The following is a 21,586-nucleotide window of genomic DNA, read 5'->3' as shown; positions in this document are numbered from 1 at the left end:
GAGACCTCACGCGGAGGCGCACGGGAATCGAACCCGCCGGCGACGCCGCGCGCCGCCCACCGGTTTTGAAGACCGGGGTGCCCACCAGAACACAAGCGCCTCCAAGGTCAATAATTCACGATATGACGGTCCTAGTCGTTGAGCACGTCAGGATCGTGACATCTCCGTGAAGCGAGGCCGATCTGCTGCCCGTTGGCGGAACATCTCCTTGGCTGCGTCGAGCTCGCTCTTGCCCCGCCACGCGCCACACGCAGGCGCGTGCCGGACCGTGAGGAACACCCCGTTGCCATCACATGTGGCCGCCGTTCTGGGGACCCCGCCTTTCAACAGCGAGCACACCTGGTCACGGACACTAGGCAGCCCGTCACGGTGCAGGCGGCGGGTCCGCACGCCTGGCCAGCGACCGGCGCTACGGCGAGCTCGTGGCCGCCGGAGAGCGGGCCCCTCTGATCGTCCGGTGGCCCGGCCGGGCCTGCCAGGTTACGTTGAGCAGAACCCCCACTGAGACCTGCGAAGGAAGTGGTTCCCGTGCTCTACCTGTTCGGTTTCGAGCGGATCGGCGTGGCCGTGGGCGACATCTACTTCGTCGACCCTGACCCGATCCCGGGCCAGGAGGGGGCCGAGCGGGGGGTGCGCCTGGAGATCCGCAGGCTCGAACCCGGCGAGTTGAAGGGCTCGATGTACTCGGCTCGGCCGATCGCCGTCGATAGGCCGCTCTGGCGCATCGACCTGCTGGAGTCGGTCGACAGCCCGCCGGGAAGCTTCGACCGCACCCATCATCACCCGTCCATCGACGGGTGGGAGCCGGGGCCGCGGGTGTTCGACAAGGAGTTGTCCGGCAAGCCGCTGAAGTGGCTGCACGATCGGCTGTCCGATCTGGAGGGTGTGCTGGAGGAGGTCGGATTCGATCGGAGCGAGGTGTCCGCGGCGGATGTGGCGGCGCTGCGCGACCGGGCACCGGAGATCGTCGACACCGTCGGCCGGCTCCTGGAGCGTATCCGCGCCGGGGAACTGGGCACCCCTCCGGACGCCGAGTCGGCCGACAGCGTACGGGCCAGCTGGCTCTGACCGGGACCTTCGGCTTTCTGATCAGCCGTCCTGGCCGGTGAGACGGGGCTGTGTGGTCAGGCGGGTGGGTGGCCGGGGAGCGCGGGGCGGCGGTGGAGGAGGCCGAACTTCGCCCACATGGCCTCCGCCGCCTCGATCGAGCCGCCCGTTCGGGCCGGGTCCACCGCCGCCAGCTGCGTGACCAGCGCCTGCGCCACCGCCATGCCGGCCTGGCGGGCGAGATCGGCACGCTGGCGGTGGGCGCGCATGCCGACCTGCTGGTGCTCGACGGCGACCCGCTGGCGGACATCGGCGTGCTGGCCGACCCGAAGCACATCCTCCACGTGGTGCAGGCGGGCGTACCGTTTGATGCGTGACGTCAGTGACGCGGGCCGCTCTCGTGATCGTCGCGGTGCTGCTTCTGCTGCTCGGGCTGCTGTGGTTGTTCCAACGGCAGCTCATCTACCTGCCTGACCGATCGCCTGTGCCACAAGCGGGGAAGGTCATCCCGGGCGCGCGGGACGTCTCGCTGACCACGAGCGACGGCCTGCGGCTCAACGCCTGGTACGTGCCCGGGGACCGCGACGTGACCGTGCTCATCGCGGGCGGGAACGCGGGCAACAGGCTGCACCGCGCTCCGCTGGCCAGGGCGCTGGCGGCGTACGGGCTGCCGGTGCTGCTGATGGACTACCGCGGCTACGGCGGCAACCCGGGCACGCCCACCGAGGAGGGGCTGCACCTCGACGCCCTCGCCGCCCGCGCGTTCCTCGGGGACGGGCGGGTCGTCTACTTCGGCGAGAGCCTGGGCGCGGGGGTGGTGACCCGGCTGGCGCTGGAGCACCCGCCGGACGGGCTGGTGTTGCGCTCGCCGTTCACCGATCTGGCGGCGGCGGGGCAGGCCAACTACCCGTTCCTGCCGGTACGGCTGCTGCTGCGCGATCGCTTCCCGGTGGCGGAGCAGATCGCCGCCGTACGGGCGCCCACGGTGGTCGTGTACGGCACCCGCGACACGATCGTGCCGGCCCGGCTGAGCCGGGCGGTCGCCCAGGCCGCCGGGGGCCGGGTGACGACCGTGGAGCTGGCCGGGGCGGGGCACAACGACCTGTCCATGCTGACCGGCGACGAGCTCATTGACGCCGTGGTGCGGTTGACCGACGGGATCTAGGCGAGAGGCGTGCGCGCGTGTACGGTCGGGGCGCCCACGCGTGTACGGTCAGGGCGCTCCCCGCCGGAAGGAGATCTCCGTGCGCCTCATTCCCGCCGTGACGATTCTGCTCCTCACCACCGCCCTGGCGGCCCCGGCCGCGGCCGACGCCCGCTCCCCGGCGCTGGTGCGTACCGACAAGGGCGTGGTCAAGGGGGAGGTGCTGCAGGACCACCGGGCGTTCCGCGGCATCCCGTACGCCGAGCCGCCGGTCGGCGAGCTGCGCTGGAAGGCGCCGCGGCCGGCCCGCTCGTGGGCGGGCGTCCGGGACGCGACGGCCCCCGCCGCCCAGTGCGCGCAGCCCGCCACCCCGTACGGAGGTCAGGCCTCGTACGGCGAGGACTGCCTCTACCTCAACGTCAGCGCCCCCCGGCACGGCACGCGGCTGCCGGTCATGGTCTGGGTGCACGGCGGCGGCAACACCACGGGCAGCAGCGCGCTCTACGACCTGTCCAAGCTGGTCGTAGAGGGCGACGTGGTGGTGGTGTCGGTCAACTACCGGCTCGGCGTGCTCGGCTGGCTGGCGCATCCGGCGCTGGAGGCCGGCGAGCGCTACCAGGCCGGCAACTACGGGCTGCTCGACCAGCAGGCGGCGCTGCGGTGGGTGCGGCGCAACATCGCGGGGTTCGGCGGCGACCCGGGCAACGTGACGGTGTTCGGCGAGTCGGCCGGTTCGGCCGACATCTGCGCCCTGCTGGCGTCCCCGACCGCGGCCGGGCTCTTCCACAAGGCCATCGGCCAGAGCTACAGCTGCGCCTACCCGACCCGTACGGAGGCCGGCGCGGAGGCGAGCGCGGTCACGTTCGCACAGCAAGTGGGATGCGCGGCCGACGCCGTCGCGTGTTTGCGGGCGCTGCCGGTCAAGACCCTGGTGGACGCCTTCCAGGACCCGAACCCCTACGCGGTCGCGGGAGGCGATCAGGTGCTGCCCGCGCAGCCGCACGAGGCGATCGCGAGCGGGCGGTTCAACCGCGTTCCTGTGATGCACGGCAACAACCTGGACGAGATGCGCCTGTTCGTCACCGACCCGATCAGCGAGGCGGAGTACGCGGCGTACGTGCGCCAGACGTTCGGTGCGGCCGCCGACGCGATCCTGGCCCGCTACCCGGCGGCGAGCTACCCCGACCCGCGCACCGCCCTGGCGACCGTGCTGACCGACTTCGGCGGGCCGCTGGCGACCTGCGGGCACCAGGACGCGCTCCGGCTGTTCGCGCGGGCCGGGGTGCCGACGTACGGCTACCAGTTCGCCGACAGGACCGCGCCGCCGCTGATCGACGTGCCCGGTTTCGAGGAGGGCGCCGCGCACGCGGCGGAGCTGCCGTACCTGTTCCCCGGCCTGTTCGGAGGGCCGCTGAACGCGGAGCAGGAGCGGCTGTCGGACGCCATGGTGGCCTACTGGACGTCGTTCGCCAGAGACGGCCGGCCCCATGCCGCCACCCGGGCCCCGCGCTGGCCACGGTTCCGCACGTCCGGCGACGTGCTCAGCCTGGCGCCCGGCGCCGGCGGCATCCGGCCGGTCGACACGGCCGTGCCGAGCAACTGCGCCTTCTGGGCGTCCCTGCCCATCAGCCGGCGGTAGTGCCCGCGAAGAGGGGGCGGTACCGCGCATTCCCGCCCCCTCTTCGCGGACCGTCGCGGCGTCCCGTGCTGTGCTGGGGCGACAGCGTACGAGCACGGAGAAGATCGCGACCTCAGTATAGTAATTAGGCAAGCCTTGCCTAATCAAGCAGTCAAAGCAGAGACGGCGTTCACGAAGCCCGACATGGCCCGGTTCGGCGGTTGGCGGGACAGGTGCGCGAAGGAGGCCGGGGAGTACGATGAGCGCGTGGATCGTACTCACCATCCTGGGTACACTCCCGCGACCGAGACCCGGCGTCTCATCGCCCACGGTCTGCCGAAGGTCCTGCCGGAGACCCTCGGCGGACGGCACCGCTTCTCACCGCTCTCCCTTTACGTCGGCGACCGGCTGGCCGCGGCGGCCTTCGCCCGGCTCGACGAGGTCGGCCTGTTCTGGCTCGACGTCTGGGTCCTGTCACACAGCCGCGCCGGCCGCTGGACCCTGCGCGACGGCATCAGCACCGCGGCGGGACCCGACGACGACCTGCTGGCCCCGGCGGCCGCCACGCCGCACGGGCACGGCCGTGCCGACGGCACGACGCGCTCCAACATCAACGCGGAGCGGTGGTTTCCGTGGCCGGCGAAATGGGTGGCGTACGGTGCCCTGCGGCTGTCGTCGGAGGTGGGCGCCGTCAGGTTCGAGGGCCGGCACATCACGGTCCCGGAGCACGGCCTGCAGGTGCTGGCCTGGTCACCGAGCCGCAAGAAGGAGACGAACGTGGAGTTGCTCGACCAGAGGGGCGAGCCGATCTCCACACTCCCCCTCATGTAGCGAGCCGGCTCAGGAGGCGTGGCCGAGCAGGGACTCCAGCTCGGCCACCGCGTGGGCGCGGTGCACGTCGAGCGTGGCGACGGCCTCGTCGGCGGCGCGGCGGCGCAGGGCGTCCAGGGTCGCGCGGTGTTCCTTGATCACCCGCTCCCGGTTGCCGGCGTCCCCGTAGTACATCGACCGGTACGCGTCCGTCGTGTCCCAGAGCGTCCTGATCAGCCGGGCCAGCCGCGGCATGCCCGCGCACTCGAACACCGTCATGTGGAACAGCCGGTTGGCGGTGGCCATGGCGAGGACGTCCCCCGCCGCCGCGGCCCGCTCGACCTCGTCCTGGGCCGCTTCCAGCCGGTCGAGGTCGGCGTCGGTGAGACGATCGACGGCCCGCCGCACGGCCTCCTCTTCCAGCAGCTCGCGGATGCGGTAGACCTCGCGCAGGTCGTCGAGCGAAAGCGTGGCGACGCAGTAGCCCTTGTGGGCTTTGTACGTCACCAGGCCCTCGCCCTCCAGCGTCTTGAGCGCCTCGCGCAGGGGGACGCGGCTGACCTGGAGCTCCTCGGCCAGCGCGTCCTGCCGGATGGGGGTGCCGGGACGCAGGCGGCCGGTCGTGATGGCACGGCGCAGCTCGCCCAGCACGAACTGCTGGGCCGTCGGCGGCCTGCGTCGTGCCTCGTCCGGACTCACGGCCCCAATATCTCACGAACCCACGCGTCGTCCTGCCCGAGCGCCGGGGGCGGACGCCGGTAGGAGGGCGGGGTGGCGCTGAGGCGGATCGGGTTGGCGACCTGGCCCACGCCGCCGAGCTCCACGGCCGGCTCCAGTCCGAGCTCGTCGGCGAGGGCGAAGGCGGCGGCCAGGTCGTTGATCGGACCGCAGGGCACCCCGGCGGCGGTGAGCAGCTCGAACCACTCGTCGGCCGGGCGTTCCCTGAGGGCGGCGTTCAGCTCGGCGACCAGCTCCTCGCGGGCGGCGACCCGGCCCGCGTTGGTGGCGTAGCGGGGGTCCTGCGTGAGGTCCTGGCGGCCCAGCGTCTCGCAGAGGGCCTGGAACAGCCGGTCGTTGCCGGCCGCGATCACCAGCGGCCGGTCGGCGGTCTCGAACACCTCGTACGGGACGATGCTCGGATGCCGGTTGCCCATGGCCCGCGGCACCACACCGGCGGCGGCGTAGGCGGAGGCGTGGTTGGTCAGCGCCGAGAGCAGCGAGGACAGGAGTGAGACCTCGATGCGCTGGCCCTCGCCGGTCCGGTCGCGGTGCCGGAGCGCGGCCAGGATGCCGAGCGCGGCGTGCAGGCCGGTGATCACGTCCACCAGCGCCACGCCCGCCTTCGTCCCGGGCCCGTCCGGCTCGCCGGTGACGCTCATGAGCCCGCCCACCGCCTGCGCGATCAGGTCGTATCCGGGCAGCCCGGCCCCGGCCCCCGACCCGAACCCGGTGATCGAGCAGTGGATCAGCCCCGGGTTCAGCTCCCGGAGCGCGTCGTACCCGAGCCCCAGCCGGTCCATCGTCCCCGGCCGGAAGTTCTCCACGAGCACGTCCGCGCGGGCCGCCAGGGCCCGCGCGACGTCCACGTCGGCCCGCAGGTCGAGCGCGATCGAGCGTTTGTTCCTGTTGACGCCGAGAAAGTACGTGGCCTCGCCCGCGGGCCCGTACGGCGGCCCCCACGCGCGCGTGTCGTCCCCGGACCCGGGCCGCTCCACCTTGACCACCTCGGCCCCGAGGTCGGCCAGCAGCATGGTGGCGTACGGCCCGGCCAGCACCCGGCTGAAGTCGGCCACCAGCAACCCGGACAGAGCCGCACTCATGCGCCCTCCTTCGTCGGTCGCATGAGCGTGCCATTGCTGTGTCTCATTGTTCGCTCGCTACGCTCGCTCACGCGGCGTCCCGAGGTAGACGGTCATGGTCTGGGTGAAGAACTCGCGTGCGGCCCGCCCCTGCTCCTTCGGTCCGAAGCCGCTCTGCTTGGTCCCGCCGAACGGCACGTACGGGAACGTCCCCGCCGACTCGGAGTTGACGTGCAGCACCCCTACCTCCAGCCGCTGCACGGCCTGCAACGCGACCCCGAGGTCCCGGGTGAAGAGAGCGGCGGACAGGCCATGGTCGCTGAGGTTCGCCAGGCCCAGCGCCTCCTCGGTCCCGTCCGCGCGCACGGCGCCGACCACCGGTCCGAACAGCTCGGTGTGCCAGAAGTCCACGCCGGTCCCCGGCAGGTCGAGCACGGTCGGCGGCGCGAACCACCCGTCACGATCGCGGAAACCGTCGCCGGCGAGCTGCTTGGCCCCCTCCTCGACGGCCCGCACGATCCCGGCCGACACCCGGTCCCTGGCGGCCGAGCTGACCAGCGGCCCCATCTCCACGCCCGCTTCCAGCGGGTCACCGACCACGAGGGCCGAGGCCCGGGCGACGACCCGTTCGAGCAGCTCGTCGGCCACCTGGGACGCCAGGATGAGCCGCGACGTGGCCGTGCACTTCTGCCCCGTGGAGCGGAACGCGCCCAGGCACACCTGCTCGGCGGCGTGTTCCAAGTCGGCGTCGGCGAGCACGATCGAGGCGTTCTTGCCGCCCATCTCGGTCTGCACCGGCTTGCCGAGCTCGCCGCAGCGGGCGATGACGGCCCGGCCGACCGCCGTGGAGCCGGTGAAGGAGACGGCGTTCACGCCGGCGTGGTCGACGATGGCGGAGCCTGCCTCGGCCTCGCCGTACACGAGGTTGAGCACTCCGGCCGGCAGGCCGGAGTCCGTCAGGGCCTGTGCCAGCCGGTACGCCAGCAGCGGCACCAGCGACGACGGCTTCCACACGACGGTGTTGCCGTAGCTGAGCGCGGGCCCGATCTTCCAGGCCGGGATGGCGATCGGGAAATTGAACGGCGTGATCATGCCGATGACGCCAACCGGCTTGCGCACGACGAGGACGTTCTCGCCCGGCCGTGGCGAGGCGTAGATCTCACCGTTCTCCCGGTCGGCCTCGCCCGCGTAGTACCGCAGGATCCGGGCCGCGCCGCGCACCTCGGCGACCGCCTCGGGCAACGTCTTGCCCTCCTCGCGGGCCAGCTCGGCGCCCCACGTGTCGGCCTCGCGGTCCACGATGTCCGCCGCGCCCAGCAGGACGGCGGCGCGGGCGTGGTGAGGGGTGGCCGCCCAGCCGGGTGCGGCCTCACGGGCCGCCGCGACCGCCCGCTCGACCTCCCGCGCCGAGGCGAACCGGCCGTGCGCCACCACTTCCGCCGGCCGGGCCGGGTTGGTGTCGGCGAACTCCTCGCCCTCCCCCTCGACCCAGCGACCACCAATGAGATTCAGAAGGTCCATGGTCAACGCACCCTAACTGTGTCATATTGGATTTTCAATATTGGATCCAAAATACAGGAGGCTTGCTGCGATGATCGCCCCGACCGCGCTGTTCGCCGTCGACACGCTGCTCACCGATGAGGAACGCGAGATCAGGAAGACGGTCAGGAAGGTGTGCGACCGGGAGATCCGGCCGCACATCACCGGCTGGTTCGAGAGCGGGGAGCTGCCGGCCCGCGAGCTGGCCCGCGCTCTTGGCGAGGTCGGCGTGCTCGGCATGCACCTGGAGGGGTACGGCTGCGCCGGCCTCGGCGCGGTCGCGTACGGGATGGCCTGCCTGGAGCTGGAGGCCGCCGACTCGGGCCTGCGCAGCCTGGTGTCGGTGCAGGGCTCGCTGGCCATGTACGCGATCTGGGAATACGGCAGCGAGGAGCAGAAGCAGCAGTGGCTGCCGGCGATGGCGGCCGGCGAGCGCATCGGCTGCTTCGGCCTGACCGAGCCGGACTTCGGCTCCGACCCTGCGGGGATGCGGACCACGGCCAAGCGCGAGGGCGGCGACTGGGTGCTCAACGGCACCAAGATGTGGATCACCAATGGCTCGGTCGCGGACGTGGCCGTGGTCTGGGCCCGCACGGATGAGGGGATCAGAGGCTTCCTGGTCCCGGCGGGCACGCCCGGCCTCACCGCCAACGACGTCAAGCACAAGGTGTCGCTGCGCGCGAGCGTCACGAGCGAGCTGGTGCTGGACGGGGTACGGCTGCCGGAAGAGGCCATGCTGCCGGGCGCGCGCGGCCTGTCCGGCCCGCTGGGCTGCCTGAACGAGGCCAGGTTCGGGATCGTGTTCGGCGCGATGGGGGCGGCGCTCGACTGCCTGGAGACGGCCATCGCGTACGCCGGCGACCGCGAGGTGTTCGCCAAGCCGCTGTCGGCGTACCAGCTCACCCAGGAGAAGCTCGCCGACATGGCGCTGGAGCTGGGCAAGGGCCTGCTGCTCGCGGTGCACCTCGGGCGGCTGAAGGAGGCGGGCACGCTCACGCCCGAGCAGGTGAGCGCCGGCAAGCTGAACAACGTGCGCGAGGCCCTGGAGATCGCCAGGACGTGCCGGACGCTGCTCGGGGCGAGCGGCATCACCCTCGAATACCCGGTGATCAGGCACGCCGTGAACCTCGAGTCGGTCCTGACCTACGAGGGCACCTCGGAGATCCACACGCTGGTCCTGGGCAAGGCGCTGACCGGGATCCCCGCCTTCCACTGAGCGGCTCAGAAGGTCTGCCAGGTCTCCTCCGTGACCTGGCAGGGGCCGCCCTTGTGCACCCGCAGCCGCCCTGCGGGCACGTCGAGCGCGATCGTGGCGACGGTCTCCCAGCGCTGATTGATCGGCTGCGTCAGGTCGGGGTGGGCGCAGACGGGCGCGCCGGGGCCGTGGCTGAGCATGGCCAGCGCCCGCGTGGTGTGGTCGTCGCTGCTCAGGCCCTCGGTGTTGGCCTCGAGGTGCTGGAGCCTGAGGTATGTGCTGGGCCGGTCGGTGGCGTGCCGCTCCCCCGCCGCAAGGTCAGCGTCGAGGAAATGGTTGCAGTGTTGCAGCACGCCGCGCTCCGGTCCGATGACCCCGATCCCGGCCGGGGAGATCTCGATCGAGGCGGCGTCGTCCGAGGTCACGGCGGTGATGACGGTGGAGGCGGAGACCGGGGCGGACCGGGCGACGGCGATGGCGTCCTCGACGGTGGCGGCGTCCTCCAGGATCCTGCGGGCGATCAGGTGCACCGGGACGCCGAGGTCGGCGGAGTCGGACTCGTGGCGCAGGATGTTGAAGTGGATGCCGAGGCCCGCCGTGTTGACCCCGATCTTGGCCACCGCCCCGGCCTCCGTGAACGTGCGCACCACGTGCCCGGGACTGCTCTCCAGCTCCCACAACATGGGCGCGTCACGCAGGTGGTCGTGCCAGTCCCAGGTCTGCACCGTACGCGGCCCCGGCAGCACGACGGACGTGGAGCACTCCCCCTCACCGACCGCGTCGACGGCGGCCAGGATCTCGGTGCGAGCGTTGATCATGGCCACCTGCCACGGCTCCAGCCCGGCGCCGGACGCGATCCCGGCGATCTCCTCGGCCAAGTGGGGCGCCCAGTCGGCGGCGCGGTCGAGCGCCTGCTCGCCCCATGCCCGGACCTGCGCGGCGGTGGCGCCCGCGACGGCGAAAAGGTCGGAGTAGCCGGCGAGGTTGGCGACGATCGCCTCTTGCCGATGCGTGCCGAGCTCCTTTCCGCGGGCGCGGGGATCGATCTGCGTGGACGTGAAGCTGGGGAAAGTCATGAACCACCCATCAGGTCGGCGAGCCTGGGGTTCTCGGCCGCGAGCGAGGCGCGGACGCGCGTACCGCTCGGCGTCGAAGTCCTGGCTCAGCTTGAACATGCTCTTCTCGGTATGCACATGCACCCGAAAAGCCACTACCCGTGGCAGCAGCGCGGCGAACCTGTCCCGTGACGCCGCGGTCGGCGCCCGGGAAGGCGAGCGGAGCGACTCCAGCGCCGCGACCGTCCGCTCCACCACCTCCAGCGTGTCGTCGATCAGCCCCACCCGGCCGGTCACGTGCACGGCCGCGAAGTCCCAGGTGGGGACGGCCGGGTCGGTAGCGTACACGGTGGGCGAGACGTAGCCGTGCGCCCCGGAGAACACCACGAGCACGTCGGGCGAGGACTTGCGCCCCAAGGAGGCCGGGGCCGGTTGCGCCGAGTTGCTCTTCGAGCTGCTGTCGGGTGTGGCGCCGGTGGGGAGGGAACGTGTGCACCCCATCGAGCCGGCCGTCCGCGCCTCAACGCACCGGCGCACCTGACGCCTGCCGCGCTGCGTGTGGCGCCCGATCAGGCCTCGAGCCGATCCCAGCGTGTGGCGCCCCGAGCACAACGCCGCCCGCCGGACGCGCGAGGGCCGTCCGGCGGGCGGCATTGCGTTGTCTCCGTGTTCAACCGGGGGTCCGGATGATCGGAGCGCTCCCGTCGGGGACGGTATCTGACACCACCGATCCGCACAAATACCGGGGCGATGTCAACGCCGTCCCGCGCCGCCGCGCATTCCCTTCAATGCCAGGACGAGCAGCGAAAACATCCTTCCGGCGCCGGCACGGACCTGCTGAAAGTTTCGACGGCCACGGCCGGAAGCCCAGGCGTCGTCCGGCGCCGCCGATCCCGATGGATGAATCCAACGACGCAAAGGTCCGACCAGCCATCAGTCCCCTCCGTGGATGAGGCTCCGGCGCCCACGGCGCGCCGCCGGACGCGCGAGGCGCCCGGCGGCAGTGTGCAGGCCGTCGGCTCGACCGGCTCGACCGGCTCGACCGGCTCAGGTGAAGTTGACGTCGCTGCAGAAGTAGTAGGTCTGGTCCATGTGCGAGGCCTTCCAGATCGTGTAGATCACGTGGCGGCCGGTGCGCGACCCCTTGCTCAGCCCGTTGATCATGTACGTGTCGCTGGCGGCGTACCTGCCGGTCTCGCGGACCAGCTCCAGGTGACCCCACCCGAGGGGCGTGGTGAGCGCGTTGTAGCCCTGGCGGGTGATGTAGACCCTGATGTAGTCGGCGCCGTGCCTGGCCTGGTCGGTCAGGCGGATGTTGAACGTGCTGGGGAGGTTCGCCATCGTCCACGCCCCCGGCGTGTCCATCGAGCGGTAGCGGCCGCCCTGCGTCTGGCCGGCGCTGCACAGTTGCCCGTCAGGAATGACGGCCTGGTGGTTGCCGCCGACGTTGTCCCGGTAGAGCCCGTTCCAGTTCCACATGGCGTTGGTGTTGTCCTGCCACGCCTGCCAGCACATCGGGTCCCGCTGCTGCATGGTGGGGTTCTGGAAGTCGTTGCCCCAGCGCAGCCAGCATCCGTAGTTGCGGGAGGCCGGGTCGGTGACCGACCCGTGCGCCGACGCGGTGTCGGCGAGGGGGACGGCGAAGATCATCGCCATGGACATCAGCACGGCCAGGGCGCGCAGCGCCCAGCGGTTGTGTGCGACTTGGGGCATTGTGCGGTCTCCGTGTTCCGGTCGGGGTTCCGGTGTCTGGGAGCGCTCCCAATACGGACGCTATCTGACCGCATCCACCCGGCCAAGTGATGGCCATTTGTCAATGTCGCGGTCGCCACGCCATGCCTGGTCAATGCGGCGTATGAACAGCGGAAAAGGCTTTCCGAACAGCGGTCGCAAGGGTGAAAGTTTCACCGCAGGCCGCCACCGGTCGGGCACAAGGACGAGGGCCCGGCCGGAGGCGACGGCGGTCAAGGGGTGAAGTCGAGAGGACCATCGTTGAACATGCCGTCGACGTGCCTGTAAGGCCATTCGGTGATAGCCGACTTCAGCCGCTTCTGCTCCTGGTATTCGGCTCCGCGCTGGTAGCTGCCGGAGCCGTAGTCGTCCTCGAGGTACCTCTCGCGAGCCGCTTCCTCGTAGCCGAGCTGACGCCGCGCGTGTCGCCGTCCAGGATGACCCGCACGTCCACGTCGCGGCGGTGCGCCTTGATCAGCTCGTCGGCGAACTCCGTGCCCGCCGCGCCCGACATGACGAAATGGGCGATCTGGATGCGGGCCTCCGCAGGCGCCTGCCGTACCATGCCGCACAGTTCGCGCCAGATGGCGACCGGGTCGCCGCCCACCGGCTCGCTGAACACCGCGCTCGTCGTCACTGGCCTCGCCGCGGCGTCCGCGCACGTGGCGGCGGCCGCGGCCGGGCTGCCGCCGGCGAGCGCCGCCGTGGTCAGGCGCCCGTGGTCAGCGTGGACAGGAACGTGCCGGGCATGGATCACTCCTTCGCGAGGCGGCCTTCTGGCCCGCCGCCGCAGTGGGGGTCGCAACCGCTCCGGGGAAAGGGGCAGGCGACCGGGCGACCCGGGTCTCGGTCGGTCAGCGCCGGCTCCTCGTCGCGGCGTCGATCCTGGGCCCCGCCGCGGCGCGCCTGGGAACGCCCGCCTGTCGGCGGGTTCAACAGTGAGGAAACATCTCCTGTCAGGACGTCAGCGATCCTCGCGGCATGGCGCCATCCACAGATCTCAGCGCGACAGCTGCGGGTGGGCGGCTCCTCGTCGGTCGCGACGGCCTGCGCCACGTTATGGTGCAGGGAATCCATATTCTCCGGCAACCGCGGCTCGCACTCAGAAAGCTCAACAAATGGACACTCGCGCTCGGACCGCTGGATATCTGATGGCGACGGTCGGTGCCGTTGTCACGCTGAGTGCCTGTGGCCGGCAACCGCAGTGGTATGACATCGCGTCCGCGACTGTATCCCCCGATGGGAAGACGGTCACTGTCACCGCGCAAGTGGGTTCCTGCCATGAGATAACTAGTTCGACAGTCTCCGAACAGGCTACCGACGTGACTATTGGGATAAGGGTTCGTGATAACTGTGAGCCGCTGTTTCCCTGGGAGGAAGGATTAGCGCACACGGATATGGCCTATTACCGCAAGGTCGAGCTTCACCTCAAGAACCCATTGGCTGATCGGCGGCTCATAGACCAGACGGCCCAGCGGGAGATCCCCATACTTGAACAGCAGGGAGGGCGGTCAGCACTGGGCGAATTCCCCAGAAATGCCGCCTTCGATGCAGTCTGTGATCGCCCCGACGACTTCAGGTGACGAAAATCGGGGAAGTAGCATGTGAGCGAGGGCGAGACTCCCGATATTGAGTGGGTGACCGCAATGGCAACGATCGAACCAGCCAAGATTCCTTTCGGCAAGCCGGCGTACACGGTCGACGACCTGCTCGAGTTCCCAGATGACGGGAACCGCTACGAGCTCTTCAACGGGAGCCTACTGGTGAACCCTTCCCCTACCCCCCTCCACCAGCGCGTCATCCGTCGGCTGGAGCGCTTACTCGAGGTGCGCTACCGCTTGAGTTGGAGCCCTTGTCGACCGTCAATCTGAGGGTGACGGACAAGGACTACTACATACCCGACCTCGTCGTCGTGCGCGAGGAGTCCTCGGAATCCGTGGGACTCATGTTCTCTCCCCGCGACATTCTGCTCGCCGTAGAGGTCGGCAGCCCGAGCACAAGAATGCGGGACGAGGGTCTCAAGGCTCTTGCGTATGCCAGGGCTGGCATCCCCCTCTACTGGCGGATCGAGCCGGACGAAGGACCGACCCTCTACGTCTATCAGCTCAACGGCGACAACTACGATCCACCCACCGCCTACAAGGCCGGTACCATCGCCAATTTGACGACGCCGTTCCTGGTCAGTTTCGACCCTGCCGAGCTTCTCCGCGGACGCCGATGACCTGGACCCCGGTCCTGCCGGCCCCCTCCTGCCGGTAGGCCCGAGGTCCAGGAGATTCATCCCTGGTCAGGCGACGTCTTGGCAGCCAGGGACGTGTAGATGATGACCTCGTCGGGTTGGATGAGGCCGTCCTGGATGGCGCAGATCAGGAGTTTCTCCTTGGTGGGGGCGGGGCGGCCGGCCGCCGCGTACTTGACGCGGGCCCGGTCGATGTACTGGCGCACCGTCCGCTCCTTGATCCCCATCCGCGCCGCCACCGACGCCTTCGACATCGACTGGAACCAGAACAGCAGGGCCTCCCGCTCCTTGTCCGACAGCTGCGGCCGGTGCGGCCGCTCGTCGGTCGCGATCGCCTGCGCCATCGGCGGCGTCACGCTGGGCCGGTCGGCGGCCACCTCCAGGATGGTCTCGACGCACGATTCGCGCGTGGCCCGGCCCTTGCCGATGAACGCCGAGGCCCCCGCATCCAGCACGGCGCGTACCGTCTCCGGCTCCTCGTGCTCGGAGAAGACGATGACCCGCTGCCCGCCCTGGCACAGCTCGGCCACCCGGTCGATGACCATGGTGCCGTTGAGGTTGAGGTCGAGCAGCAGCACGTCGGCGTCGGTGCCGGCGACCGACTCGATCGTGGGCCCCTGGGCGACCAGCTCGACCGGCCTCGGCTCGAGCTCCGACGGCCCGGAGGCGGCGGAGCTCGCGAACCATGACCGCACCCCGTCCACCACGACCTGGTGGTCCTCCACCAGGGCGACCGTCACGGGCCTTGCCAGATGCTGTTGACCCATACCTCACCTCCCTGCCGCTGATAGGTGACGACGACGCCGCTCGGCTCGTGTACGGGTGCGGCGCTGATCGGCAGGTCGTCATTGTCGGCCACGACGGCCACGCTGACCATGGTGGACATCGCGGACACAGTGACGCGCGCCCGCGACCTCGCGCCGTCGAGCGCCCGGATGGGTGCTCTGAGAAGATCCTCCCGTACCCCGTCGGGCAGGCCGGGCAGGTAGCCGCCGAACGGCGGGGCCGTCACCATGACCTTGCGCCGCTCGGCCGCCTCGATGCGCTCGCGCAGCGTGGCCACCAGCTCATCGGGTACGTCCTCCCGTTCCGTGATGAGCCGCCGCAGCCGCAGGGCCCCGGCCGTGCAGTCCTCGCGCACGCGCGGGTCGCCCGGGTCGGCGCCGTCGCCGAGCTGCTGGAGCAGCGACTCGGCCACGTCGCGGATCGCCGCGTACCTGCGGATCCGGTCGGCGTGGATGCGCTGGGCGGACTCGCGCAGGGCGTCGTCGGCGGCGAGCCGGCGGGCCAGCAGGACTGCGTCCTCGGCGCGGGACAGCAGCATGCGGCAGCCCCACGTGTAACCGAGCTGCATGGTGACCCCGCCGGCGATGACCACCAGGTATTTGGAGATGGACACGCGGTCCAGCGTCCCGGTCAGGATCATGGCCGCCAGCATGATGCCGGCGTTGGCGGCGACGAAGGCGATCAGCTCGGCCCGCCAGCGGGCCCGCCCCCACACCAGCATGACGGCGACCCAGCCCACGGACCCCCACGCCCAGTCGCTGATGCCGAGCAGCTCTCCTGGGCGGAGCGACAGGATCACCGCGACGTCGATGGCCAGCGTGACGACGGCGAGCTCGCGGATCCTCGCGGGACCGCGCGACGTGCGCGTGAGGGAGCGCAGGGCGACCACGAAGATCGCCGAGTACGCGGTCCAGGCCGCCAACGCCAGCCACGGCCACCGGAAGGCGGACCAGCCGGTGATCGTGACGGTGAGGTCGTACCCGATGTGCCACACGGCCGCGATCACCGCGGCGCCGAGTGCGGTGAAGCGGGCGTACCGCTCCGCCACCTGCTCGATCTCTTCCGTCATGGCCGCCACCACAGGCTCACGCGGGTGCCGTGCGCGCTGGAGGAGATCTCGGCGCCGCCGTTCGGCAGGGAACGCATCATGTCGAGGATCGAGCCGCGGACGCCGAACCGGTCGGGCGGCAGCTGATCCTGATCGAAGCCGCGGCCCGCGTCGGCCACCTCCACCAGGATCTGGCCGTCGCGTCTGCGGGAGACCAGCTCGGCCTCGCGTACGCCGGCGTGCAGGGCGATGTTCGCCAGCGCCTCGGTGACGGCACGGGCGAAGCGCTCGGCGACGTTGCCCGGCACCGTCTCGGGTGTGAGGTCCCTGCGGACCTCCAGGCCCGTGACCCGCCCGGCGACCTCGTCCAGCAGGGTGTCCAGGGCGATCGGGGCGGCGTCGGCGCGGGGCGCGTCGCGCAGTTTCTCCAGCGCCGCCAGGTCGGTCCTGACCTGGGCGCTCAGCGTGGGCGACGGCTCGTCGTAGGTGCCCAGGCCGACCATCGTCAGCGTGTGCAGCGCGGTCTCGTGAATGCTGCCGACCTGCTTCAGCTCGTCCTCGCGGCGTAGCCGCTCGACCATGAGCGAGATCTCGGCGCGTACCTTCCGCTCCAGGAAGGTGTCGGTCGCGGCGGCCGAGCGGCGCAGCAGCGTCATCAGCAGGACGATCGCGAGCAGCTGCACGAGGTGGATGCCCAGGGTGCCGGCCACGTCGTGGGAGGGCGAGGCGATGCGTACGCCGGCCGCGTACGCCCCCGCGACGGCCAACCCCACGGGGACGACCACCTGAGGTTTCCAGGTGACCCCGGCGATGACGATGGTCATCGTGACCAGCCCCGCGACCCAGCTCGACCCCGTGTCGAGCGCCTCGGTGGCGACGAGATGGCGCTGCGCGAGGCACAGCGCGACCGTGATGACCACATCACCGGCCACCAGCCAGTGAGGCAACGGCGCCTTGCGCCACCACACGCCCACGAACAGGGCCGTGCACACGAGGTGCGTCGCCACCATGGGCGCCAGCCACGACCAGGAAACCGGCGCGACGGCGCCGAACGCCGCCGAGACGACCGCCACCGCACCCACCACACTGCGCGCGCCCGCAGCGGTGCGCGCAGTGGCCTTTTCGAACTGCCTGGTCGCCGAGTCGTACCTCGTGGAACCGGGGTGAGCCATGGGCCGTCCGCACGCGCTGGGAGCACAAGACGGGTCTCACGATAACGCAGCGCAGGGTGGGCAAAAAGAAACGGAATGGGGTTTCCCCGGTGAATCGGGACCGTCTTTCCGTAGTCGTGACGGCGGTCGTCGCGGCCGTCATCGTGCCGGTCGTCGTGGCCGTCATCGTGCCGGTCGTCGTGGCCGTCATCGTGCCGGTCGTCGTGGCCGTCATCGTGCCGGTCGTCGTGGCCGTCATCGTGCCGGTCGTCGTGGCCGTCATCGTGCCGGTCGTCGTGGCCGTCATCGTGCCGGTCGTCGTGGCCGTCATCGTGTCGGTCGTCGTGGCGGTCGTGACGGCGGATGAGGTCATGGGTCGCATGGCTCTTTTCCTGGGGCCGGCTTTCCTGCGGTGTTCATCGCCGTTCTCACCCTGGTGCGCCGTCCAGGGGGCGGCACGACGGCCGATCGGCCGTCAGCCGTTTCGCCACGTACAGGCGTCTACTGGGCGCGGGCCGCGACAACCGCGGGTGGGAGGGGACCCATGACGCTCTTCGTGATCTCGTTTCTGATCGGCTGCCTGTCCGTGATGACCGTGCGTGGCAAGCGGGGGAATTGGCCGCCCGGCATGCCGGTGACGCGGCCCGAGGTGGGCACGGTGCCCATCCGTCCCGGCGACAGGGTGGTCATCGTGACGCACAGCGTCATCCAGGCTCTCTGACCGCTCAGCGCCCGTGGGACTTCTACGGCTACAGCCCCACACATGGGAGGAAGATGCCCTAAATGCTCTAAATCCGAGCATGACCTAGGATTCTGGTCGTGAGCGAACCTCAGGGGATCAACCCGAACATCCCCCACTCGGCCCGCGTCTACGACTACTGGCTGGGCGGTAAGGACAACTTCGAGGCCGATCGCCGGGTGGCCGAAGCGACCATGGCCGCGGTGCCAGGGGTCCGCGAGAGTGCCAGGAACAACCGAGCTTTCCTCGGCCGGGCCGTACGCCACCTCGCGCAGCTCGGCATCCGGCAGTTCCTCGACCTGGGCACGGGCATCCCGACCCAGGGCAACGTGCACGAGGTCGCGCAGGCCGAGGCGCCGGAGTCGCGGATCGTCTACGTCGACAACGACCCCATCGTGATGGCTCACGCCCGGGCCCTGCTGACCGGCACGCGCGAGGGCAAGACCGCGTACATCGAGGCGGACGTGCGCGATCCGCGTTCCGTCCTCGACCACCCCGAGGTACGCGAGACGCTGGACTTCACCCAGCCGATCGCGCTCATGATGGTCGCGATCCTCATGCACATCCCGGACCAGGACGACCCGGCCGGCATCGTCAAGGCGTTCGCCGACGCCCTGCCCGCCGGCAGCTATCTGGTGCTGAGCCACCTGACGCTCGACCTCGTGCCCAAGCAGATCGCCGACGACTACCTGGCGGCGACCCGGAGCCAGGCGATGCACCGCACGCCGCGCACCGGCGCGCAGATCGCCCGCTACTTCGACGGGTTCGACGTGATCGAGCCGGGCCTCGTCGGGGTCTCCCAGTGGCGCGAGACCCCGCTCTTCCCCGACACGGCGACCTGGATGTACGGCGGGGCCGGCCGCAAGCGCTGACACGGCCTGGTGCGCGCTCGCCGCGCACGAATCCGTTTAAGGTTCAAGTTGTGATGCCAATCGGGGGACAGGACTGCGGAGTGAGCACGACGGTCGGGACCGAGCCGGCCGCGGCGGACGCCCAGCCGGCGACGAAACGCCGGCGACGCAGGAGATGGATGTCCTGGACGGTCGTCGCCTTGCTGGCCCTGTGGGCCGCGATCAGGGCCGGCGGCCTGGAGCAGGGTTCGTTCGTCACCCAGCTGATGACCGTGACGCCGTACGGCGTGGTGCTGGCAGCGCTGACCGCCCTCTTGCTGATCAGGCGCAACCGGCCGGCCGCACTCGTCGCCGCGCTCGCCTGCGTGGTCATGGCCGCCTGCGTGGCGCCGCGGCTGATGACCACGGACCAGCCTGCGGCGACCGGCGCGCCGCTGCGGGTGCTGACGATCAACCTGTTCGGCCGGGGCGATGCCCCGACCGTGGTCGACCTCGTGCGGCGGTACGACGTCGATGTCTTCACCGCGCTGGAGCTGACCCCGGACGCGGTCGAGCGGCTGGACGCGGCCGGTCTGAAGCAGCTGCTGCCACATCGTGTGCTGCAGGAGGAGTTCGGCGCGACCGGCAGCGGCATCTACGCCACGCACCCGGTGACCGAGCTGACGGGGCTGTTCACCCCGATCGGGCACAACATGCCCGCCGCCACCATGGCGTTGCCCGGCGGCAGCAAGGTCGAGATCGTGGCCATCCACCCCAATCCACCGCTGGGCCGCATGGAGGCGGAGTGGAACGCCGCGCTGGGCGCCCTGCCGCCCGCGTCCCCGTCGGCTGTCCGGGTGCTGGCCGGCGACTTCAACGCCAGCCTCGACCACCGCGCGTTCCGCGATCTGCTGAGCCGCGGCTACGTGGACGCGGCCGACCAGGTGGGCAAGGGCCTGGTCCCGACGTGGCCGAACTTCCGGGCGATCCCGCCCATCATCGCCATCGACCACGTCGTGGCAGACCGGCGGGTGAGCGTGCACCGGGTCGAGGTCGCGGACGTGCCGCGCACCGACCACCGCGGCGTGTTCGCCGAGCTCCGCCTCCCCTAGCCCCCTGTCACCTGTCCAGGGCTTTCGCATGGCGGCGCCCGCTCTCCTGCGCGAGAGCGGGCGCCCCCCTTGTGCGGCTGGGAAAAGTGGTCAGGCCACGTTCTCCTCGGCTTCGCGCTCCAGCGTCCTGAGATCGAACGCGCCCGACTTGACCGCCGTGGTGAACGCCTCCCAGTCGTGCCGGGGGACCTCGAACACGACGTCGGGGTTGTCGACGTGGACAAGCTCGACGTGGTCGTTGATCCGCTTGGCCGCGACGCGGCCGGCGCCTTGAGTCATCGGAATTCCTCCGTGGATACTCCGGCATTCAGGCCGGAGAGGAAACGGACTCCCGCGTAGCGGGTTAGGGAAAGCCGTCTCGCCGTCCGGGCGAACCGGCGTCAAGGTATGCGGTGCCACCCCGCGGCCAGAAGCACGCGGGACGGCACGGGGTGCGGTCTCACGACCGCGTACGCCGCTCGCGCGGGTGACGCCCGCCGCGTCAGGTGAGGCGTGGCGGGTCTCCCCTCGACCATGTTGGGCACTCTGCTGCCCGAAGGCGTCCGCGCCCCGTTTCGTCCCTGCTCCAGGGGTGTCTGCTGACGCGGATTCCAGGGTCCGCCGCTGAGGAAGCACGGCGGAGTGGATCTGCTGACGTGTGTCCAACGTAGCCACCAGGGTCACCTCCCTCTCGGTGGTGGCTGGGTCTGGTCACTCCGGCCGTCCCAGATCAATCGGGTCAGGCCCTGGCCTTCAGACCGGCGAGCGAGTGACGCCGCATAGCGAGCGCCAGCAACAGTTCGTACCCTGCCATCCTTTGGGGGCACCGGCCACCGGTTCCGATCGGAGAGCGGGCGACAAAACCCCAACGCGGGAGTCGAATCTCTTTCCCCTCGGTACAAGAATCCCCCACCAGTCGGTGGCCGGGTCTGCGGAGGTCGACCATGTATCCGAGCACTCGCGTCCTTCGTGACAAGTGGGGTCAGGCACCGCAAGGGCATCTAGTCAGAAGTTGGCGAAGGGGCATGGCGCTCGGCTCAAGATCAGTGGGCCAGGACGGCGAAGCGGTGGGCGGTCGCCTTCAGGGGGTGGCCGCGTTCCATGGCCTCGTGCAGGACGCGGAGCCGGGCGTCGTAGCCGGTCGCGTCGAAGTCCGGGATCTGCCACGGGATGACGCGCAGGAACAGGACGAGCGCGCCGATGTCGTGGAATGTGGTGGTGAAGCGCGCCTCCTGGCTCCAGGTGACGTCCAGACCGGCGGTCGCGGCGGCAAGATCCCAGCCGCGGTTCCGGTGCGGCGGGGCGCCCAGCGTCTCGTTGATCTCTTCCAGGTCTCGGCCGGAGACCTGCTGGGTGACGAACGTGCCGCCGTCGGCCAGGAGGCGGTGGATCTCGCTCGGGTCGTACGCCTCGTGGCGGTTGATGATGAGGTCGAACGAGCCGTCGGGGAACATCCCGGTGGTCTCCGTCACCTCGACGCCGAGCGGCTCCAGGCGGCGGCGCGCCACCGGGATGTTCGGCGCATGGCCTTCGGTGGCCACGGTGCGGGGCGGGAGCGGGGCGAGGGACGCCAGGAGCTCGCCGCCTCCGGTGCCTAGGTCGAGCAGCGCCGACGCCTTCGGCAACCGGTCGCGGACCAGTTGCTCGTAGTCCCAGGGCAGCGTGCCGTCGTCGGTGACGCGGCCGCGGAGCACGCCGAAGTCCCAGCCCTCGAAGGGGGTCGTCAGCGCCTCGTGGATCAGCTCGTCATAGCCCATGGCTCCT

General features: G+C 70.6%; 23 protein-coding genes, 1 tRNA gene and 1 pseudogene. 12 read left to right on the top strand and 13 right to left on the bottom strand.

Features of this window, described 5'->3' with window-relative positions:
* Window positions 1–10 precede the first annotated feature (10 nt).
* Window positions 11–103 (bottom strand) — tRNA-Sec (locus EDD27_RS04220).
* 425 nt (window positions 104–528) lie between these two features.
* On the opposite strand from EDD27_RS04220, the gene EDD27_RS04215 reads away from it, so the two are divergent.
* A complete protein-coding gene (locus EDD27_RS04215) occupies window positions 529–1,068 on the top strand; it encodes a hypothetical protein (RefSeq protein WP_127931165.1) in 540 nt (179 codons plus the stop codon).
* Window positions 1,069–1,124: 56 nt separating this feature from the next.
* Here EDD27_RS04215 and EDD27_RS58230 read toward each other — a convergent pair whose 3' ends face one another.
* Window positions 1,125–1,391, bottom strand: a complete 267-nt coding sequence (locus tag EDD27_RS58230; RefSeq protein WP_338324631.1) for a hypothetical protein — start codon at window positions 1,389–1,391, stop codon at window positions 1,125–1,127.
* A gap of 29 nt (window positions 1,392–1,420) precedes the next feature.
* Between EDD27_RS58230 and EDD27_RS04205 the strand changes: the two genes are divergently transcribed.
* The 3 genes from EDD27_RS04205 to EDD27_RS04195 all read left to right on the top strand — a co-directional run bounded on the left by EDD27_RS04205 (window position 1,421) and on the right by EDD27_RS04195 (window position 4,640).
* Window positions 1,421–2,212 carry an alpha/beta hydrolase gene (locus tag EDD27_RS04205; protein WP_206641233.1) on the top strand — a complete coding sequence of 264 codons (792 nt, stop codon included), beginning with the start codon at window positions 1,421–1,423 and terminating at the stop codon, window positions 2,210–2,212.
* A 79-nt stretch (window positions 2,213–2,291) separates the two neighbouring features.
* Window positions 2,292–3,830, top strand: a complete 1,539-nt coding sequence (locus EDD27_RS04200) for a carboxylesterase/lipase family protein (RefSeq protein WP_164903471.1) — start codon at window positions 2,292–2,294, stop codon at window positions 3,828–3,830.
* Window positions 3,831–4,076: 246 nt separating this feature from the next.
* Window positions 4,077–4,640: a hypothetical protein gene (locus EDD27_RS04195; protein WP_127931162.1), complete on the top strand. Its 564-nt coding sequence runs from the start codon at window positions 4,077–4,079 to the stop codon at window positions 4,638–4,640.
* Between the two features lie 9 nt (window positions 4,641–4,649).
* Here the strand turns inward: EDD27_RS04195 and EDD27_RS04190 are convergent, their stop codons facing one another.
* From EDD27_RS04190 to EDD27_RS04180, 3 genes are read right to left on the bottom strand one after another with little or no spacing between them, the layout of a single operon-like run.
* A complete protein-coding gene (locus EDD27_RS04190; RefSeq protein WP_127931161.1) occupies window positions 4,650–5,318 on the bottom strand; it encodes a GntR family transcriptional regulator in 669 nt (222 codons plus the stop codon).
* Window positions 5,315–6,439, bottom strand: a complete 1,125-nt coding sequence (locus tag EDD27_RS04185; protein ID WP_127931160.1) for a CaiB/BaiF CoA transferase family protein — start codon at window positions 6,437–6,439, stop codon at window positions 5,315–5,317. The genes EDD27_RS04190 and EDD27_RS04185 overlap by 4 nt, the downstream gene beginning before the upstream one ends.
* A 57-nt stretch (window positions 6,440–6,496) precedes the next feature.
* Window positions 6,497–7,939, bottom strand: coding sequence for an aldehyde dehydrogenase family protein (locus EDD27_RS04180; protein ID WP_127931159.1), 1,443 nt, complete (start codon window positions 7,937–7,939; stop codon window positions 6,497–6,499).
* A 70-nt stretch (window positions 7,940–8,009) separates the two neighbouring features.
* Here EDD27_RS04180 and EDD27_RS04175 point away from each other — a divergent pair, with 70 nt between their 5' ends.
* Window positions 8,010–9,173 (top strand): acyl-CoA dehydrogenase family protein, encoded by a 1,164-nt coding sequence (locus tag EDD27_RS04175; RefSeq protein ID WP_127931158.1) that lies wholly within the window; start codon window positions 8,010–8,012, stop codon window positions 9,171–9,173.
* A 5-nt stretch (window positions 9,174–9,178) separates the two neighbouring features.
* On the opposite strand, the gene EDD27_RS04170 is transcribed toward EDD27_RS04175, so the two are convergent.
* The 3 genes from EDD27_RS04170 to EDD27_RS04160 form a co-directional block, all read right to left on the bottom strand.
* Window positions 9,179–10,708, bottom strand: a complete 1,530-nt coding sequence (locus tag EDD27_RS04170; RefSeq protein WP_164903469.1) for a C45 family autoproteolytic acyltransferase/hydrolase — start codon at window positions 10,706–10,708, stop codon at window positions 9,179–9,181.
* A gap of 546 nt (window positions 10,709–11,254) precedes the next feature.
* On the bottom strand, window positions 11,255–11,920 hold the full coding sequence (locus tag EDD27_RS04165) for a lytic polysaccharide monooxygenase auxiliary activity family 9 protein (protein WP_127931156.1): 666 nt from the start codon (window positions 11,918–11,920) through the stop codon (window positions 11,255–11,257).
* A 328-nt stretch (window positions 11,921–12,248) separates the two neighbouring features.
* Window positions 12,249–12,695, bottom strand: coding sequence for a phospholipase D-like domain-containing protein (locus EDD27_RS04160; protein ID WP_127931155.1), 447 nt, complete (start codon window positions 12,693–12,695; stop codon window positions 12,249–12,251).
* A gap of 394 nt (window positions 12,696–13,089) precedes the next feature.
* Here EDD27_RS04160 and EDD27_RS04155 point away from each other — a divergent pair, with 394 nt between their 5' ends.
* The 3 genes and pseudogenes from EDD27_RS04155 to EDD27_RS04145 form a co-directional block, all read left to right on the top strand.
* Window positions 13,090–13,521: a hypothetical protein gene (locus tag EDD27_RS04155; RefSeq protein WP_127931154.1), complete on the top strand. Its 432-nt coding sequence runs from the start codon at window positions 13,090–13,092 to the stop codon at window positions 13,519–13,521.
* 21 nt (window positions 13,522–13,542) lie between these two features.
* A complete protein-coding gene (locus tag EDD27_RS04150) occupies window positions 13,543–13,809 on the top strand; it encodes a PDDEXK family nuclease (RefSeq protein ID WP_127931153.1) in 267 nt (88 codons plus the stop codon).
* Window positions 13,758–14,159: pseudogene (locus tag EDD27_RS04145) on the top strand (Uma2 family endonuclease); the annotation flags it as partial. The gene EDD27_RS04150 and the pseudogene EDD27_RS04145, both read left to right, overlap by 52 nt.
* Window positions 14,160–14,215: 56 nt before the next feature.
* Here EDD27_RS04145 and EDD27_RS04140 read toward each other — a convergent pair.
* Genes EDD27_RS04140 through EDD27_RS04130 form a run of 3 tightly spaced genes read right to left on the bottom strand, consistent with a single transcriptional unit; the run spans window position 14,216 to window position 17,183 of the window.
* Window positions 14,216–14,944, bottom strand: coding sequence for a response regulator (locus EDD27_RS04140; RefSeq protein WP_127931151.1), 729 nt, complete (start codon window positions 14,942–14,944; stop codon window positions 14,216–14,218).
* Window positions 14,914–16,032: a hypothetical protein gene (locus EDD27_RS04135; protein WP_127931150.1), complete on the bottom strand. Its 1,119-nt coding sequence runs from the start codon at window positions 16,030–16,032 to the stop codon at window positions 14,914–14,916. Before EDD27_RS04135 ends, EDD27_RS04140 begins: the two co-directional genes overlap by 31 nt.
* The gene (locus EDD27_RS04130; protein ID WP_127931149.1) at window positions 16,029–17,183 is read right to left on the bottom strand and encodes a sensor histidine kinase; all 1,155 of its coding nucleotides are present in this window, start codon (window positions 17,181–17,183) and stop codon (window positions 16,029–16,031) included. The genes EDD27_RS04135 and EDD27_RS04130 overlap by 4 nt, the downstream gene beginning before the upstream one ends.
* A gap of 89 nt (window positions 17,184–17,272) precedes the next feature.
* On the opposite strand from EDD27_RS04130, the gene EDD27_RS56285 reads away from it, so the two are divergent.
* From EDD27_RS56285 to EDD27_RS04115, 4 genes are all read left to right on the top strand, one after another.
* Window positions 17,273–17,710, top strand: a complete 438-nt coding sequence (locus tag EDD27_RS56285) for a hypothetical protein (RefSeq protein WP_241563857.1) — start codon at window positions 17,273–17,275, stop codon at window positions 17,708–17,710.
* A complete protein-coding gene (locus EDD27_RS53915) occupies window positions 17,707–17,883 on the top strand; it encodes a hypothetical protein (RefSeq protein ID WP_164903468.1) in 177 nt (58 codons plus the stop codon). The genes EDD27_RS56285 and EDD27_RS53915 overlap by 4 nt, the downstream gene beginning before the upstream one ends.
* A 98-nt stretch (window positions 17,884–17,981) precedes the next feature.
* On the top strand, window positions 17,982–18,773 hold the full coding sequence (locus EDD27_RS04120; protein WP_127931148.1) for an SAM-dependent methyltransferase: 792 nt from the start codon (window positions 17,982–17,984) through the stop codon (window positions 18,771–18,773).
* 80 nt (window positions 18,774–18,853) lie between these two features.
* The gene (locus EDD27_RS04115; protein WP_127931147.1) at window positions 18,854–19,843 is read left to right on the top strand and encodes an endonuclease/exonuclease/phosphatase family protein; all 990 of its coding nucleotides are present in this window, start codon (window positions 18,854–18,856) and stop codon (window positions 19,841–19,843) included.
* Window positions 19,844–19,933: 90 nt separating this feature from the next.
* Here the strand turns inward: EDD27_RS04115 and EDD27_RS04110 are convergent, their stop codons facing one another.
* Window positions 19,934–20,122, bottom strand: coding sequence for a hypothetical protein (locus tag EDD27_RS04110; protein ID WP_127931146.1), 189 nt, complete (start codon window positions 20,120–20,122; stop codon window positions 19,934–19,936).
* A 743-nt stretch (window positions 20,123–20,865) separates the two neighbouring features.
* Window positions 20,866–21,579, bottom strand: coding sequence for a class I SAM-dependent methyltransferase (locus EDD27_RS04105; protein WP_127931145.1), 714 nt, complete (start codon window positions 21,577–21,579; stop codon window positions 20,866–20,868).
* Window positions 21,580–21,586: the final 7 nt, after the last annotated feature.

The sequence above is a fragment of the Nonomuraea polychroma genome, assembly GCF_004011505.1.
Taxonomy (GTDB): Bacteria; Actinomycetota; Actinomycetes; order Streptosporangiales; family Streptosporangiaceae; genus Nonomuraea; species Nonomuraea polychroma.
Note: the sequence above shows the minus strand (reverse complement) of the source record. Positions and strands in the feature narration are given on the sequence as shown.

Coding starts and splice junctions, on each gene's coding strand:
- EDD27_RS04185 (WP_127931160.1), bottom strand. CDS start 6,439: ATGAGTGCGGCTCTGTCCGGGTTGCTGGTGGCCGACTTCAGCCGGGTG.
- EDD27_RS04180 (WP_127931159.1), bottom strand. CDS start 7,939: ATGGACCTTCTGAATCTCATTGGTGGTCGCTGGGTCGAGGGGGAGGGC.
- EDD27_RS04175 (WP_127931158.1), top strand. CDS start 8,010: ATGATCGCCCCGACCGCGCTGTTCGCCGTCGACACGCTGCTCACCGAT.
- EDD27_RS04170 (WP_164903469.1), bottom strand. CDS start 10,708: ATGGGGTGCACACGTTCCCTCCCCACCGGCGCCACACCCGACAGCAGC.
- EDD27_RS04165 (WP_127931156.1), bottom strand. CDS start 11,920: ATGCCCCAAGTCGCACACAACCGCTGGGCGCTGCGCGCCCTGGCCGTG.
- EDD27_RS04155 (WP_127931154.1), top strand. CDS start 13,090: ATGGCGACGGTCGGTGCCGTTGTCACGCTGAGTGCCTGTGGCCGGCAA.
- EDD27_RS04140 (WP_127931151.1), bottom strand. CDS start 14,944: ATGGGTCAACAGCATCTGGCAAGGCCCGTGACGGTCGCCCTGGTGGAG.
- EDD27_RS04135 (WP_127931150.1), bottom strand. CDS start 16,032: ATGACGGAAGAGATCGAGCAGGTGGCGGAGCGGTACGCCCGCTTCACC.
- EDD27_RS04130 (WP_127931149.1), bottom strand. CDS start 17,183: ATGGCTCACCCCGGTTCCACGAGGTACGACTCGGCGACCAGGCAGTTC.
- EDD27_RS53915 (WP_164903468.1), top strand. CDS start 17,707: ATGACGCTCTTCGTGATCTCGTTTCTGATCGGCTGCCTGTCCGTGATG.
- EDD27_RS04110 (WP_127931146.1), bottom strand. CDS start 20,122: ATGACTCAAGGCGCCGGCCGCGTCGCGGCCAAGCGGATCAACGACCAC.
- EDD27_RS04105 (WP_127931145.1), bottom strand. CDS start 21,579: ATGGGCTATGACGAGCTGATCCACGAGGCGCTGACGACCCCCTTCGAG.